The sequence below is a fragment of the Paraburkholderia rhizosphaerae genome, from assembly GCF_004366595.1.
Classification (GTDB): Bacteria; Pseudomonadota; Gammaproteobacteria; order Burkholderiales; family Burkholderiaceae; genus Paraburkholderia; species Paraburkholderia rhizosphaerae.
In genome coordinates this window covers 131290-147488 of the sequence record NZ_SORE01000004.1, presented here as the reverse complement: position 1 = coordinate 147488, position 16199 = coordinate 131290, and the positions used below count along the sequence as shown (strand labels likewise).

At 65.4% G+C, this 16199-nt stretch carries 15 protein-coding genes; 13 read left to right on the top strand and 2 right to left on the bottom strand.

Annotated features, from left to right (window positions below; translation table 11 throughout):
* Positions 1-29 precede the first annotated feature (29 nt).
* The gene (locus BX592_RS06595) at positions 30-899 is read left to right on the top strand and encodes an SDR family oxidoreductase (protein WP_134190869.1); all 870 of its coding nucleotides are present in this window, start codon (positions 30-32) and stop codon (positions 897-899) included.
* Positions 900-1017: 118 nt separating this feature from the next.
* Positions 1018-1977 carry an alpha/beta hydrolase gene (locus tag BX592_RS06590; protein ID WP_134190868.1) on the top strand — a complete coding sequence of 320 codons (960 nt, stop codon included), beginning with the start codon at positions 1018-1020 and terminating at the stop codon, positions 1975-1977.
* A 224-nt stretch (positions 1978-2201) separates the two neighbouring features.
* On the opposite strand, the gene BX592_RS06585 is transcribed toward BX592_RS06590, so the two are convergent.
* Positions 2202-3017: an NRDE family protein gene (locus BX592_RS06585; protein WP_134190867.1), complete on the bottom strand. Its 816-nt coding sequence runs from the start codon at positions 3015-3017 to the stop codon at positions 2202-2204.
* 455 nt (positions 3018-3472) lie between these two features.
* Positions 3473-4708, bottom strand: coding sequence for a CAF17-like 4Fe-4S cluster assembly/insertion protein YgfZ (ygfZ, locus tag BX592_RS06580; protein ID WP_243849358.1), 1236 nt, complete (start codon positions 4706-4708; stop codon positions 3473-3475).
* Between the two features lie 84 nt (positions 4709-4792).
* Here ygfZ and mltG point away from each other — a divergent pair, with 84 nt between their 5' ends.
* The 11 genes from mltG to BX592_RS06525 all read left to right on the top strand — a co-directional run bounded on the left by mltG (position 4793) and on the right by BX592_RS06525 (position 16086).
* Entirely contained in the window at positions 4793-5803 is a 1011-nt protein-coding gene (mltG, locus tag BX592_RS06575) for an endolytic transglycosylase MltG (protein WP_134190866.1), read from the top strand.
* Entirely contained in the window at positions 5803-6423 is a 621-nt protein-coding gene (tmk, locus tag BX592_RS06570) for a dTMP kinase (protein WP_134190865.1), read from the top strand. Before mltG ends, tmk begins: the two co-directional genes overlap by 1 nt.
* Before the next feature lie 11 nt (positions 6424-6434).
* The gene (locus BX592_RS06565) at positions 6435-7484 is read left to right on the top strand and encodes a DNA polymerase III subunit delta' (protein ID WP_134190864.1); all 1050 of its coding nucleotides are present in this window, start codon (positions 6435-6437) and stop codon (positions 7482-7484) included.
* Between the two features lie 78 nt (positions 7485-7562).
* Positions 7563-8063, top strand: a complete 501-nt coding sequence (locus tag BX592_RS06560) for a GNAT family N-acetyltransferase (RefSeq protein WP_134190863.1) — start codon at positions 7563-7565, stop codon at positions 8061-8063.
* Between the two features lie 79 nt (positions 8064-8142).
* Entirely contained in the window at positions 8143-8934 is a 792-nt protein-coding gene (locus tag BX592_RS06555; RefSeq protein ID WP_134190862.1) for a TatD family hydrolase, read from the top strand.
* A gap of 60 nt (positions 8935-8994) precedes the next feature.
* The gene (locus BX592_RS06550; RefSeq protein ID WP_134190861.1) at positions 8995-9759 is read left to right on the top strand and encodes an ankyrin repeat domain-containing protein; all 765 of its coding nucleotides are present in this window, start codon (positions 8995-8997) and stop codon (positions 9757-9759) included.
* Between the two features lie 66 nt (positions 9760-9825).
* The gene (locus BX592_RS06545; protein WP_134190860.1) at positions 9826-10185 is read left to right on the top strand and encodes a Rap1a/Tai family immunity protein; all 360 of its coding nucleotides are present in this window, start codon (positions 9826-9828) and stop codon (positions 10183-10185) included.
* 561 nt (positions 10186-10746) lie between these two features.
* Positions 10747-12018, top strand: a complete 1272-nt coding sequence (locus BX592_RS06540) for a mechanosensitive ion channel family protein (protein ID WP_134190859.1) — start codon at positions 10747-10749, stop codon at positions 12016-12018.
* 22 nt (positions 12019-12040) lie between these two features.
* Positions 12041-13471, top strand: coding sequence for an alpha,alpha-trehalose-phosphate synthase (UDP-forming) (gene otsA, locus BX592_RS06535; RefSeq protein WP_134190858.1), 1431 nt, complete (start codon positions 12041-12043; stop codon positions 13469-13471).
* 18 nt (positions 13472-13489) lie between these two features.
* Entirely contained in the window at positions 13490-14653 is a 1164-nt protein-coding gene (locus BX592_RS06530) for an AAA family ATPase (protein WP_134190857.1), read from the top strand.
* A 359-nt stretch (positions 14654-15012) separates the two neighbouring features.
* On the top strand, positions 15013-16086 hold the full coding sequence (locus BX592_RS06525) for a glycosyltransferase family 4 protein (RefSeq protein ID WP_134191054.1): 1074 nt from the start codon (positions 15013-15015) through the stop codon (positions 16084-16086).
* Positions 16087-16199: the final 113 nt, after the last annotated feature.

Here is a 16199-nt window from a genome sequence, read left to right as displayed (position 1 = left end):
CGCGTAGAGGCCGGTTATCGGGAGTATCGATGTTCGAATTCGCAGGAAAGGTCGCGGTCATCACAGGTGCCGCAAGCGGTTTCGGCCGCGCGTTTGCCGATAAAGGAGCGGCGCTCGGCATGAAACTCGTGCTTGCCGATGTCGACGAGCCGGCGCTCGCTCGTGCGGTCGACGAATTGCGCGCGGCAGGCGCCGACGCAATTGGCGTGCGCACCGACGTGTCGCGCGCCGATCAGGTCGAAGCGCTCGCGCAGGCGACGCTCGATGCGTTCGGCCGCGTCCATCTGCTGTTCAACAACGCGGGTGTCGGCGCGCTCGGCTATTTGTGGGAGTGTTCGGCGAACGACTGGTCGTGGGTGTTCGGCGTCAATGTGATGGGCGTCGCGCACGGCGTGCGCGTGTTTACGCCCATCATGCTGCGGCAGAACGAACCCGCGCACATCGTCAATACCGCGTCGGTGGCGGGGCTGTTGTCGCCGTCCGCGATGGGCATCTATAACGCGTCGAAACATGCGGTTGTCTCGCTGACCGAGACGCTCTATCACGATCTGCGTCAGACCGGCGCGCCGATCGGCTGCTCGCTGCTGTGCCCCGCCTATGTGCCGACCGGCATCACCGGCTCGGAACGCTCGCGTCCCGCGGAATTGCGCGACGATGCGCCGCCGACCGAATCGCGCCGCGCAGCGGACCAGCAACTGCGGCGCGCGGTGCAGTCGGGCAAAAAGAGCGCGGCCGATATCGCGGAGCGCACATTCGATGCCGTACGCGACGGGCAGTTCTACATCCTCACGCATGCGTCGATTCTCGAAGCGGTGAAGCTGCGTCACGCGGATATCGAAGAGCGTCGCCTGCCGACTGACCCGATGTCGCTGCGGCACGATGTGAAAGGGGGGGCGTAACGGAAGGTCCGCGCGCCGCGCGTTCCATATGAGGAGTCGCCACCTGCCTGTTCCCAACCTTCGTGGCATGATGGCTCGCTTGATCACCGCGAAGCGCAGACGCGCCCCCTGAAGCACGATGCCGTTGAACCCGAAGATCGAGCAAATCCTCGACATGATCGAGCGCGCGAAGCGCCCCGCGTACCACGATCTCACCGCGCAGCAGGCGCGCGCGTCCTATGAAAAAAGTGCGCCGATTCTCGAGATCGCAAGCGCGCCGATGTTTTCGGTCGAAGACCTCGAGGTGCCGGTGCGCGATGGCTCGACCGTTCGCGCACGACTGTATCACCCGGTCGAGCCGCACTGGGCGCAACCGGTACCCGCGCTCGTCTATTTTCATGGCGGTGGATTTACGGTCGGCAGTGTCGCGACCCACGACGCGCTGTGCCGGATGTTCGCGCGCGACGCGCAGTGCGCGGTGCTCTCGGTCGACTACCGGCTCGCGCCCGAGTACAAGTTCCCCACCGCCGTTGACGACGCATTCGATGCGTTCGGCTGGCTGCATGCGAACGCCGCCGCTTATGCGATCGACGCGTCACGCATCGCGCTCGGCGGCGACAGCGCGGGCGGCACGCTGGCTACTGTCTGCGCGGTGCTGGCGCGCGAAGCGGGCCTACCGGTCGCGCTGCAATTGCTGATCTATCCGGGCACGACGAGCCATCAGCAGACCGATTCGCATGCGCGTCTTGCCGACGGCTTTCTGCTGTCGGCGACGACGATCCAATGGTTCTTCACGCAATATCTGCGCGATGCGAACGACCGCTGCGACTGGCGCTTCGCGCCGCTCGACGGTCCACGCGGCGCACCCGCTTTCGGTGGCGTCGCGCCCGCGTGGATCGCCACCGCCGAATACGATCCGTTGAGCGACGAGGGCGCAGCCTACGCGGACAAATTGCGCGCCGCGGGCAACGCAGTGGCGCTCAAGCGCTACGATGGAATGATTCACGAGTTCTTCAAGATGGGCGGTTACGTGCCCGAGGTCGCGCAAGCGCATGCCGACGCGGCCGCGGCGTTGCGCGCGGCCTTCGGTATTGACTGAGGAACACGGCCGCCGACGCATGCGTGTACATGGACACATGTACGCCGGACGCCCGCGCGGGCTTGATCCTGACACCTGATGCACTGGTGGCGAGTGGCGAATGTGGGCGGCGATGTGCCCAGGTCGCGCCTCGACACAAGCCCGCTACCCCGCACGCGCGTCAGCCTCGCGCTGAACGCCGAATGGGGAGACTGGAGGCGGCGATGTCCCGATCTCGAGATCGATCAACCTGCGATATCGAACGCGAAGCTGCGCTCGTAGTCGCCGGGACGCCTGATCTGATGCGACCCGTTGTCGTCGCTGCGCTCAGTGGTCTGCACGGACAAGCGTCCATCGCGTGCGAGCACCCGTAGCGCGGTTGTGCCGCGCGTGCCGTAGTCAGGCATTTCGATAAACGGCGCCGACAACGCGCGTTCGCGTTCCAGCGACACGCCGGTGGCCGGCAATTCGTCGTCGCGCGCAACGCGCGTGTCACGCATCATCTCGATCAACTGATCGAGCGGCGCCTGCGCGTTGCCGGCGAGTGCGCCGGCCAGCGCCGCGCGCTTGTTGACGAGCTTCGGCCAGGGCGTGTCGAGCACCGCGTTCGAGATGCCGTGCGTGCCCTCGGCTAGCAGCGCCGGCGCTTGCGGCGAGCGGTTGCAGTACCAAGCGAGCTCGCGTCGCGCGAAGTCGCCGACCAGCAGATTGAAGCCGTTGTACATTTCGCCGCTTTGCGCGACCTCGTGCAGATACTCGAGCGGCGTCGCGCCCACTGCGCGCATCAGCCAGTTGCTGACCAGCGTGCCGCGCGTCGGCGCGTCGGCGCGGTTCGCATGCGGCGCGCGGTAATTGGTCAGCGCGGCGAAGCGGCCGTCGCGTGTGAGCCCGAGCCATGTGCCGCCGCCCGTCAGATCGCGGCCGGCGAGCAGCGTCGGCGCGTGCTGCCACCAGTGCATCGGCTCGGCAGTGCGGCGCAGGTACTCGTCGCGGTTCGCGGCAAGCGTGAGGAGCGGTCCGTCGGTTGCGGCGGGCCGCCAGTCGAATACGATCAGACACATCGTGTGAAGTCGCCGGTGTGGGTTATAAGTTCGAACGGACCGTGACGGTCGTGGCCGAGTGCCACGATCATCATTGGACACATGATGGCCGTTCCGGCGTATTCAACCCTGCATCGGCCATGCGCGCAACCGCAGCGCCGTCGATGCGCAAGCCAACGGAAAGAAAGCAGGTGAGCGGTTCAGCGGGCCGCTCGCGAAGATTCGACGTCGGCCGATGATAGGCAACGCATCGACGCGCTTGCGAACGCAACGATGGTCAGCGTGCCGCGCACGGCGCCTGTCTCGGAGCCGCCGCGGGCATCAGTGGCGGCGCGCAGCATAAGCGGGCATACGCGCGTCGGAGCTTATGCGTCGAACCCTACGCGTCGGTGCTTATGCATCGGAGCTTACGCGACGGCGCTTATGCGTCGGAGCGTGCGCGTCGGAACTCTGCGTCGGACTTTACGCACCGGACCTTACGCGTCCGACGGCAGCGCGTACGGCAACGGCAGGAACGTGAGCGCCGGCCCATCCGCTGCGCCGAGTCGCACCGTGCCGGCCTCGAGTGCCGTGAGCTTCATCTCGACCAGCATATCGACGCCGCCGTCCGGCGCGGCCGCCGCATTGACGACCATGCCGCACGGCTGGCTCGCGTCGTCCGCATGGAACAGTTCGCTGCCCGGCAGCACCGTCTCAGGCTCGCCGGCGACATGCGCGAGCGCGGTGCGCCGCTTGATTGTGCCGCGATACTGGCTGCGCGCGACGACTTCCTGGCCCGGATAGCAGCCCTTGCGGAAGTTGACGCCGCCGAGCACATCGAAATTGACCATTTGCGGCACGAACTGCTCGACCACGCGCTGCGTGATGCGCGGTTCGCCCGCACGGATATCGAGCCAGTCCCACACCGCCGCCGACGCGCGTGCGAGCTTCGCATCGAGCGCGGGCAGCCGCGCGTCGACTTCCGCCTTCGGTCCGATCCACAGGTAGCGCGGGCGAGCGGCCGCGTCCGGCACGCGGATCAGCGATCCGGCCGGGCCGTCGACCTTCACGTGCACGCCGTCAGGCAACGCGTCGAATACGCCCGATAACGCGTCGCGCACATCGCCGGCGAAGCCGACCGCGGCGAGCGTGCCGCTCGCGTCGGCGAGCTTCGCTTTCGCGCGCAGCACGAACATCGACAGACGTTTCTGCACGGCTGGCTGCACGTCCTGCGAAACCAGCAGGCGAATCGCTTCGCCAGTGCGCCACGTCAGAAACGACGCGAGCAGCCGGCCCTTCGCCGAGCAGTAGCCGGCGAGACGCGCGCTTGCCGCATCGAGATGCTGTGTGTCGTTGGTGAGCTGGCTGTGCAGGAAGGTCGCCGCGTCGTCGCCCGTCACGTCGATCACGCCGAACTGCGTGAGCGGCATATACGCTCCGCGCGTGAGCGCCGCGTCGAAGTCGCCGCGCGCTGGCCGTGGCAACGGCGCGAGCGGTGCGACGGGCGCGGCGGCGGCCAGCGGCGCGCGCGCCGGGACGCCGGCCGCTGGAGCGCCGGCCGCCGGCGTCGAAGATGCGTTGGGCGCGTTGGGTGCATTGGGCGCCGACCCCGGCCCAACATTGGCATGGGTGTCCAGAACGGCCGTGTTAGAAGCCGCGGCCGTATTGGTACGTTCATCGGCGCGCGCAGCGCCGGCAGCGGAGGTTGAAGCGAATTCGTGGGGTGCGTTCATGAGGCGGAAATCCGGTAGGGCCCTGCATGACTTACGGTAAGGCAACCAGTTATTATATGAGTCTTCACCCGAGCCTTGTCCCGCATGACCCTTTTGAAGAAATGTTTCCTGGCCGGCGCGGCGCTCGTCGTGCTGGCCGCGGCGGCTGCCGCCGGCACTTATCACTGGGCCACCACGCCGATCAACCTGGCTACTCCCCAACTGGACGTCACGATCAAGGCGCACAGCACTCTTCGCAGCGTCACCGCGCAGTTAAACCGCGGCGGAGTGCCGGTCGAGCCGGAACTGTTCGTGCTGATGGCGCGCGCGCTTGGCCTGCAGGCGGAGCTCAAATCGGGCAATTACGAATTCAAAAGCGGCGTGACGCCGTACGACGTGCTGCAGAAAATCGCGCGCGGCGACGTGAACGAATACGTCGCAACCGTGATCGAAGGCTGGACCTTCAAGCGGATGCGCGCGGAACTGGACACCAACCCGGCGTTGCGGCACGACTCCGCGAGCCTGTCGGACGCCGACCTGCTGAAGGCGATCGGCGCGCCGCAAACGCCGGGCGGCAACGCGGAAGGCCTGTTTTTCCCGGACACCTATCTATTCGACAAGGACACGAGCGACCTCGACATCTATCGCCGTGCGTACCGCCTGATGAAGCTGCGTATCGACGAAGCATGGGCGACGCGCGCGCCGGGGCTGCCGTATCGCACGCCGTACGAAGCATTGACGATGGCGTCGATCATCGAGAAGGAAACCGGCAAGGCGTCGGACCGGCCGATGGTGGCGGGCGTGTTCGCGAACCGGCTGCGCGCGGGCATGCCGCTGCAAACCGACCCGACGGTGATTTACGGAATGGGTGCGAGTTACACCGGCCATTTGCGCAAGCGCGACCTGCTGGCGGACACTCCTTACAATACCTATACGAGGATGGGATTGCCGCCGACTCCGATATCGCTGCCAGGCGTCGCGTCGCTGCAAGCGGCATTGAACCCGGCGCAGACCAACGCGCTGTACTTCGTGTCGCGCGGCGACGGCAGCAGCATTTTTTCAGACACACTCGGCGATCACAACAAGGCCGTCGACAAATACATTCGAGGGCAATAATGGCGCGCGGCAAATTCATCACATTCGAGGGCATCGATGGCGCGGGCAAGACCACGCATCTCGGCTGGTTCCGCGATCGCCTCGAAGCGAAGGTCGCGCCGGGCGGCCGCTCGGTGGTGGTCACGCGCGAGCCGGGCGGCACGCCGCTAGGCGAATCGCTGCGCGACATCCTGCTGCATCAGCCGATGGACCTCGAAACCGAAGCTTTGCTGATGTTCGCGGCGCGCCGCGAACATCTTGCACAGGTCATCGAACCGGCGCTCGCGCGTGGCGACTGGGTGCTGTCGGACCGTTTCACGGACGCGACGTTCGCGTACCAGGGCGGCGGGCGCGGGCTGCCACGCGACAAGCTCGAAGCGCTCGAGCGCTGGGTGCAGGGCGGCTTCCAGCCGGATCTGACTGTGCTGTTCGACGTGCCGCCCGATACCGCCAGCGCACGGCGCAGCGCAGCGCGTGCGCCGGACCGTTTCGAAGGCGAGTCGGACGCGTTTTTTGCGCGCACGCGCGCCGAGTATCTGCGCCGGGCCGAAGAGGCGCCTTACCGGTTCGTCATCATCGATTCGACGTTGAGCGTGCCGTATATTCAGAAACAGCTTGAAGATATTATCGCAAGTATCTGAATGATAAAGAAATGATCTATCCTTGGCAAACCGACGAATGGAACCGGCTGCAGCAGTTGCGCGGCGCGTGGCCGCATGCGCTGCTGCTGCATGGCCAGGCGGGCATTGGCAAGCTTCACTTCGCGCAGCATCTCGCGCAGGGACTGTTGTGCGAAGCGCCGCGGGCCGACGGGCAACCGTGCGGTCAATGCGCGGCGTGCAACTGGTTCGTGCAAGGCAATCATCCGGACTACCGGATCGTGCTGCCCGAAGCGCTGGCAGCCGAGGCGGGATTCGTGTCCGCGGGCGCCGACGATAAAGCGGACAAAAGCGCGGACAAAGCTGACGCCGACGACGGCAAGAAGACTCGTGCGCCGAGCAAGGAAATCCGTATCGAGCAGGTGCGCGCGCTGCTGGACTTCTGTGGGGTCGGCTCACACCGCGGCGGGGTGCGCGTCGTCGTGCTGTATCCGGCCGAGGCGCTCAATGTCGCGGCCGCGAACGCATTGTTGAAAACGCTCGAAGAACCGCCGGCGGGCGTCGTATTCCTGATGGTGTCCGCGCGCATCGACCGGTTGCTGCCGACCATCATCAGCCGCTGTCGCCAATGGCCGATGCCGACGCCCGCGCCTGACGCCGCGGCCGCGTGGCTTGCCGCGCAAGGCGTCGACGACGCGCGCGCGCTGCTTGCCGAAGTGGGCGGCGCGCCACTCGCCGCGCTGGCGCTCGCCCGCGACGAGAACCGCGCGCTGCGCGACTGGACGCTGCAGCAGCTCGCGGCCGGCGCCGGGTGCGATGCGTTCGCTTGCGGCGAAACGCTGCAAAAGCTGCCGGTGCCGCTCGTGCTCGGCTGGCTGCAGCGCTGGCTGTACGATCTGCTCGCGCAGCGCACCGCGGGCAGGCCGCGTTATTTCCCGCATGCATCGGCGGCGCTAGCACGCTGCGCCGCGCAGGCGGATGCGCACGCGTTCGCGCGTTTTATGAAGACCGTTACGCGGCAGCGCGCGGTCGAGAACCATCCGTTGAATGCGCGGCTCGTGTTCGAAGAACTGTTTCTCGGCTATCGCGACCTGTTCGCATAGCGATGCGAGACGCTGCGCGCGCGAAGGCCGGCCGATGCCTGCGCGTTTTTTGAAAACGATTGACCGCTGTACCGAACCATGACGCTCTCTTACCGCGATGCCACGCTCGACGATCTGCCCGCGATCGTCGCGATCTACAACGCGACGGTGCCGTCGCGACAGGTGACCGCGGACCTCGAGCCGGTTAGCGTCGAAAGCCGCCGTGCGTGGTTCGACGCGCATGCACCGCAGCGCCGGCCGCTGTGGGTGGTCGAAGCAGACGGTGCAGTGCTCGCGTGGCTGAGCTTTTCGGACTTTTACGGCCGCCCGGCATATGGCCGTACGGCCGAAGTCAGCATCTATGTGGACGAAAGCGTGCGCGGCAAAGGACTCGGCAACGCGCTGCTCGAAGCAGCGCTCGCCGCCGCGCCGGGTCTGGGCATCGATACACTGCTGGGCTTCGTGTTCGGCCATAACGAACCGAGCCTGCGGCTGTTTCGCCGCTTCGGATTCGCCGATTGGGGCGTGCTGCCGCGCGTGGCCGTGCTCGACGGCATCGAGCGGGACCTTGTGATCGTCGGGCGTCGCTTGCGCCCGTAGTAGCAGCCGCGGCCGGGGCTGGCCTGCTGCTGTCGCCCGCCGGCTTGCCAGGCCCGGCTGTCTTAAACCAGGATTAGTCATGTTTGTCGATTCACACTGCCATATCAACTTCGAAGGACTCGTCGATCGCCTGCCGCAGGTGCTCGACAATATGCGCGAGCATGCGGTGACCCATGCGCTGTGCGTGTCGGTCGATCTCGAAACGTTGCCGTCGGTACTCGATATCGCCGAGCGGCATCAGAACGTCTACGCATCGGTCGGCGTGCATCCGGACCACGAGGACGCGCGCGAGCCGAGCGTCGCGCAACTCGCCGAACTGGCCGCGCATCCGAAGGTGATCGCGATCGGCGAAACCGGGCTCGACTACTACCGCCTCGAAGGCCGCTCGATCGACGACATGGAATGGCAGCGCGAGCGTTTTCGCACGCATATCCGCGCCGCGCATGCCACGAAGAAACCGCTGATCATCCACACGCGCGCGTCGGCGGACGACACACTGCGCATCATGGCCGAGGAGCGCGCGAGCGTGCCTGGCGGCGTGATGCATTGCTTTACGGAGCCATGGGCCATTGCCGAACAGGCGCTCGCGCAGAACTTTTACATTTCGCTGTCGGGTATCGTCACATTCAAGAGCGCGACCGAGGTTCAGGACGTCGCGCGCCGCGTGCCGCTCGAGCGTCTGCTGATCGAAACCGACTCGCCGTACCTCGCGCCAGTGCCGTATCGCGGTAAGCCAAATGAACCTGCGTACGTAAGTTATGTCGGACGCTTCATCGCGCAGCAACGCGAGATGCCGGACACGGAACTCGCGGCGGCGACGACGCGCAACTTCTTCCGCCTGTTCGGCCTTCAGGCGCCCGTGGGCGCGTGAAGTGGCTTCAAGGTTTTTTCCTTGATATCAATAAGATATTAGATATTATTAAAGTCAATTATGCAGAATTATTTCGCTGATCTCCGAGTCCGTGGGTTACGTCGCGGCACCGCGCTGGCCGCCGCGCGCACGCTATTGGCCGGTTCGGTCGCCGCTGCGACGCTATTCGCGGTGCTTGCGCAGCCCGCGGCCGCCGCGGCGGACAACACGGTGATCAAGGCCGTCAAATTCGACGATGCGAAGGAAATCAAAAAGCAGCTCGCGAAGGGCATCGACCCGAACATGACCGACGACTACGGTTTTCCGCTGCTCGTGCTGGCCGCGCGCGAAAAGTCGGATCAGGTAGCCGCGGTACTGCTCGATAACCCGAAGACGAACATCGAGATCGTCGACAAGGCTGGCGAAAATGCGATGATGCTGGCGGCGCTCAATGGCGACGTCCAACTGGTCAATCTGCTGATTTCGAAGGACGCCGAGGTGAACCGCAAAGGTTGGACGCCGCTGCACTACGCGGCGACCAACGGCCACGACGACGTGATCAAGATCCTGCTCGATCACTCCGCGTATATCGACGCCGGTTCGCCGAACGGCACGACACCGCTGATGATGGCCGCGCGTGGCGGGCATCTGTCGACGGTCAAGCTGCTGCTCGACAGCGGTGCCGACCTGAACGTGAAGAACCAGCTGGGTCTGACCGCGCTCGACTTCGCGAAGCAGTACAAGGAGCCGGACGTCGTCGAAGGGCTGACCGCGCGGTTGCAGCAGATGCAAAAACAGGCGCCCGCTGGCGGCACTGCGCCGGCACCGCAAAACAGTGCAAAATAACAGACCGGCACGGGTAGCTTTTATGGCCGGAAAAAATCTGCATCGCTTATACCTCGAAGGAACATCATGCTGCGGGTTCTGATTTGCGTCAGCGTGCTTGCCGTGCCGCTGTCGGCGAACGCATTTACGGGGGCCGACCTCAACAAGCTGTGCACGAAGACCGATATCGCGTCGCGAAGCGCGTGCGGCGCGTATATCGAAGGCGCGGCGGACGGGGTGTTCAATACGATCGACGCGATCGGCGGCACCACGGGCCCGCGCGTCGGGCAATACTTCTGCCTGCCGCCCGATGCCCGGTCACAGCAGCTGACCGATGCGGTTCGCAAGTTCATTGCGGAAAATCCGAATGCGGCAAGCTTCAATGCGAGCACGGCGGTGTCACTGGGGCTCGGCAAGGCGTTTCCGTGCAAAGGGGCAACCAACTGACAGGCTGAACGCGACCGTAACCGGTCCTCGCGGCCGGCGCGAATCAGCTTGTGCGAATGGCGTGCGCAAACGGTTTGTGCGTAGGGTATGCGCATAGCCGGTGGAAACGCGGCGCCGGTGCGGTACCCCTGGTGGTGCCCAGTCATGTCTGGTAGTGTCCAGTCGTGCCCGCGAATGGCGGCCGCGCGCACGTCGCGGCGCCGCCGGTTTTCTTCTGAAGGTCCCCGTCAGGCACGGGCACGAGCGCTGCTGACTCGAGCCGCCTGACCACAACACGATGCGCGCGACGTGCGCGCAGTCCGCCACTCGCAGGCCAGCCGCCGGCGCGGCTGTGTATCGCATTTGTTCTGACATGGGCTCGGCATTGGTTCGGCCTGGCGCGCATCGGGTTCGTATGGCCCGCGCATTCGCCGCATCGGCTGGCATCGGCCGATCGATCGCGGGTTCGGCCATCCGGTCGATGCGAAGCGATGGACTGAACCGCGCATCGATCAGAACGGGTGGCGCGCCGGCACAAGCCGGTTTCTTTCTCCGCAACCTTGAACGAGGAAGTATGCGTTGATGTTGACGTTCGACGATCTGAACCGCCTCGCGACCGCGCCGCTGCATTCGTGGCCAGGCACGCTGGTCGTGTCCGCATGCCTTGTGATTGCCGCGATTGGCGTGCATCGACTCGGCAAGCGCGTGCTGCTGCGTATCGCACGCCCGCACCCGTCGTTGACCGTCGTGCTGCGCCGGATCGCGCGGCCCGCGCTGTTCGTGATGACGGTGGTCGCGCTCGAGATCGTCTGGTGGGAAGCGCCGGATTCGCTGCCGCTGATCGTCGGGCTCAGAGATGCCGCCGCCTTTGCGCTGATTGCCGCGATCACATGGCTGTCGGTGCGCACCGCATCCGCGATCGGCGAGGCGATTATCGCCGCCCACCCACTCGATACCGCCGATAACCTGCAGGCGCGCCGCATTCACACGCAGGCACGCGTGCTTGCGCGCTCGATCATGGTGGTCATCGTGATCGTCGGCGTCGGCGCCGCGCTGATGACATTCCCGAATGTCCGGCAGATCGGCGCGAGCCTGCTGGCGTCGGCGGGTGTCGCCGGTCTGGTTGCCGGTATTGCCGCGCGGCCAGTGCTCGGCAACCTGATCGCCGGTTTGCAGATCGGGTTGTCGCAGCCGATCCGGCTCGACGACGTGGTCGTGATTCAAGGCGAGTGGGGGCGCATCGAGGAAATCACCGGCACCTACGTGGCGGTGCGGCTGTGGGATCAGCGCCGGCTCATCGTGCCGCTGCAGTGGTTTATCGAAAACCCGTTTCAGAACTGGACGCTCAGCAGTTCGCAGATCATTGGCAGTGTGTTTATGTTTGTCGATTACCGGATGCCGCTCGCGCCGCTGCGCGACGAACTTGCGCGCATCGTCGCCGCGGCGCCCGAGTGGGACGGCCGCGTGCAGGTGCTGCAGGTCACCGATGCGACCGATCGCGCGATGCAGTTGCGCGTGCTGGTCAGTTCGATCGATTCAGGGCTGAACTGGGATTTGCGCTGCCGGGTTCGCGAAGGGCTCATCAGCTTCGTGCAGCAGCACCATCCGCAATTTCTGCCGCGCGCACGGGCCGATGTGGCCGCAAAGTGGGACGCCCAGGGGGACACCGGCGACGCGCAAACTGGCGAGTCGCTCGACTGGATGCCGAAGGCCGCGCCCGCGCCAGCGTCGAGTACCGCCGCGAATACCGAGGCCGACCCGGTCGCGGGCCGCGGCACTGGCACTGGCACTGGCACTGGCACTGGCACTGGCACTGGCACTGGCACTGGCACTGGCACCCGCGCGGGTACGTGAACCGACACAGGAGGACAACAGCATGGGGCGACTGATCGTCGTATCGAATCGCGTCGCGACACCGACCGAAACCCGAGGGTCCGCCGGCGGGCTCGCGGTCGGCGTGTTCGGCGCGCTGAAGGATACCGGCGGCGTCTGGTTCGGATGGAGCGGCGATGTCGTCAGCGAGGCGGTCGCGAATGCCGGACCGACGCTCGAGCAGGATGGCTCCGTCACATTTGCGACGGTCGGCCTGACGCGCAAGGACTACGACCAGTACTACCGCGGCTTTTCGAATGCGACGCTGTGGCCGGTATTCCACTACCGCAATGACCTTGCGCGCTATGAACGCGACGAGTACGCGGGCTACCGGCGCGTGAACGCGTGGCTCGCGCATAAGCTGATCAAGCTGCTTGAACCGGATGACATCATCTGGGCGCATGACTACCACCTGATTCCTTTTGCCGAAGCGCTACGCGCCGAAGGCGTGACCAACCGGATCGGCTTCTTTCTGCATATCCCGTTTCCATCGCCGCAGATTCTGATCAACATTCCGCCGCACGAAGAGCTGGTCAAATCGATGTGCTGCTACGATCTGCTCGGCTTCCAGACCGAGACCGACCAGCTCGCATTTCATGACTACATCGAGCGTCATGCGCGCGGCACCGTGACGGCGGGCGGCCATGTCGAAGCGTTCGGCCGCACGCTGCGCACCGGCGTTTACCGGATCGGCGTGTTCCCGGATGAGATCGCCGAGCAGGCCAAACGCTACGAGAGCCGGCAGCACGTGATGGACCTCAAGCAAAGCCTCGAAGGCCGCAAGCTGATCATGAGCGTCGACCGGCTCGACTATTCGAAGGGGCTCGTCGAGCGCTTTCGCGCGTTCGAGCAACTGCTCGAGCGCTCGCCCGAATGGCGCGGCAACGTGACGCTCGTGCAGATCGCCCCGCCGACGCGCGCCGATGTGTCGACCTACCAGCAGATCCGTCAGGACCTCGAATATGAAGCAGGGCGCATCAACGGCCGGTATTCGGGCCTCGACTACACGCCGATCCGCTACCTGAACCAGCGCTATGACCGCTGGAAACTGATGTCGCTGTTCCGCGAGTCGCAGATCGGCTTTGTCACGCCGCTGCACGACGGGATGAACCTCGTCGCGAAGGAGTACGTCGCCGCGCAGAATCCCGACGATCCGGGCGTGCTGGTGCTGTCGATGTTCGCCGGCGCCGCGGCCGAACTGACTGGTTCGCTGATCGTCAACCCGCATGATTCAGTCGGCATGTGCGAAGCGCTGCAGCGCGCGCTGTCGATGCCGCTCGACGAGCGCATGCGGCGCCACGAAATCAATATGGCCGCGCTGCGCAAGAACGACCTCGGCGTGTGGCGCGATACGTATCTGCGTGACTTGCGCAGCGTGCCGCTTGCGGGCGCGGTGTCGGGCCCGGTGTCGGGCAATAACGGCCCGTCGTCCTGAACGCTGCGCCGACCGGCCGTGCTGACGACCCTCGCGATCGCCAATTACCGTTCGCTGCGCGACCTGATCGTGCCGCTCTCCCGGCTCAATGTGGTGACCGGGCCGAACGGCAGCGGCAAGTCGAACGTGTACCGCGCGCTACGGCTGCTCGCCGCGACCGCGCGCGGCGGTGTGATTCCGTCGCTCGCGCGCGAAGGCGGTCTGCAGTCGACGCTATGGGCCGGTCCCGAGCGCTTTTCGCGCGCGATGCTCGCGGGCGACGCGCCGGTGCAGGGCACACGCCGCCACGAGCCGGTGAATCTGCGCCTCGGCTTCGCGGGTGACGAATTCGGCTACGCAATCGACCTCGGCCTGCCGGTTCCTGGCCCGACGCAGTTCAGCCTCGACCCCGTAATCAAACGCGAGTGCATCTGGAGCGGGCCGCTGTTGCGGCCCTCGGCGCTGCTGGTCGACCGGCATGGCGCGTCGTTGCGCACGCGCTCGGACGCTGGCGACTGGCAGACCGTCCCGCAGACGGTCGCGAGCTTCGACAGCATGATGACCGAGTTCGCCGACCCGCGCGGCGCGCCGGAAATGCTGGCGGTGCGCGAGCAGATCCGTTCGTGGCGGTTCTACGACTACTTCCGTACCGATGCCGGCGCGCCTGCGCGTCTGCCGCAAATCGGCACGCATACGCCCGTGCTCGCCGATGACGGCGCCGATCTCGCCGCCGCGCTGCAGACGATTCGCGAGATCGGCTCGCCGCGCGCACTCGACGAGGCCGTGAGCGACGCGTTTCCCGGCTCGCGCGTCGACATCTCGAACTTCGACGGACGCTTCGAAGTGACGATGCGGCAGCACGGCCTGCTGCGGCCGCTCAAGGCCGCGGAACTGTCGGACGGCACGCTGCGCTATCTGTTGCTGGTCGCCGCGCTGCTGACGCCGCGGCCGCCCGCGCTGCTGGTGCTGAACGAACCGGAGACGAGCCTGCATCCGGACCTGCTGCCCGCGCTCGGACGGTTGATCGCGCAAGCATCCGCGCATTCGCAGGTGCTGGTGGTGTCGCATGCGGCGCGGCTGATTGCGTCCCTCGAACGCGAAAGCGGCAGCCAGTCGCTTGTGCTCGAAAAGGAGCTGGGCGCCACGCGCATCGCTGGCGGCGACGAACTCGACGTGCCGGCGTGGAAATGGCCCGCGCGCTAAACGCCGGACCTTGCAACGACATCAGCGACACGCGCATGGCGCCCGATCATGCCGTGCCCGCCGGCAACTGCCGTCACGCCGTTTGCCACCGTTCGTGAGCGAATGTTTCGCGTTTGTAACAGCATGCTGCAAGTGCAAACAGACGCGGTTTTTTTCGACAGCCCAGGCAATAATCGGGTGACATAAGCAAAACGACAGCACACGAGACGAAGCAATGAGCCATCGCGCATGAGTCCGCGCGCATGCAGTTCGGATCGCAAAGCAATCCGGCAAGTCAACCGGGTATTGACCTGCGGTTCGTGCTGATTGCCGGTAAGCTCGACGCGCTGGCATACTCGCTCGCCACCATTGGAGACGTTATGAGAATTGCGCAGATCGCCCCTTTGACCGAATCGGTACCGCCGAAGCTCTATGGCGGCACGGAGCGCGTCGTGTCGTACATCACCGAGGCGCTGGTCGACCTCGGCCACGACGTGACATTGTTCGCCAGCGGCGATTCAGTCACGAGCGCGAAGCTCGAAGCGGTGTGGCCGCGTGCACTGCGCCTCGATCCCGGCATTCGCGACCGCATCGCGCCGCATATGCTGCTGATGGAGATCGTGCGCCGCCAGGCCGACCAGTTCGACGTGCTGCATTTCCATATGGATTACTACTCGTTCTCGGTGTTCAAGCGTCAGGAAACGCCGTTCGTGACGACGCTGCATGGCCGTCTCGACCTGCCGGAGCAGCAGCCGGTCTTCGACACGTTCAATACCGCGCCGGTCATTTCGATTTCGAATTCGCAACGCCAGCCGTTGCCGCAGGCGCGCTGGCTCACGACGGTTTATCACGGGCTACCCGAAACGCTGTATATGCCGCAGCCGGTCGAACAGAAGTACCTCGCGTTTCTGGGCCGTATTTCGCCGGAGAAACGCGTCGACACGGCGATTCGCATTGCTGGCCGCTGCGGCATGCGCATCCGTATCGCGGCGAAAGTCGACGCGGCCGACCGCGATTATTTCGAGCGCGATATCCGGCCGCTGTTCGACCTGCCGTATGTCGAATACATCGGGGAAATTGCCGACGACCAGAAAGCCGGGTTTCTGTCCGGCGCGCATGCGTTGCTGTTCCCGATCGACTGGCCGGAGCCGTTCGGCCTCGTGATGATCGAAGCGATGGCATGCGGCACGCCGGTAATCGCGTTCAATCGCGGCGCGGTGCCCGAGGTGCTGGATGACGGCATATCGGGGTTTATCGTCGAAGACGAGATCGGTGCGGTCGCGGCGGTAAACCGTCTGCATAGCCTGCCGCGCGCGCGCGTGCGGCAGCGCTTTGAAGAACGCTTCACGTCGCACCGGATGGCGAGCCAATATGTCGAAGCGTATCAGTCGGTGATCCGGGCGCAAAAACGCTCGCGTTTCAAGGTGGTCGATGCATCGACCAGTACTTCGTGAGCGAGCGTTTGATGGGTGCTACGCGGGGTACCTGCCGCAGGTAACCGGGCCCCGGCGAATGGACAAGCGGCCGGACAAACGGCCGGACAAACGGCAATCAGGAAGGCAAACAA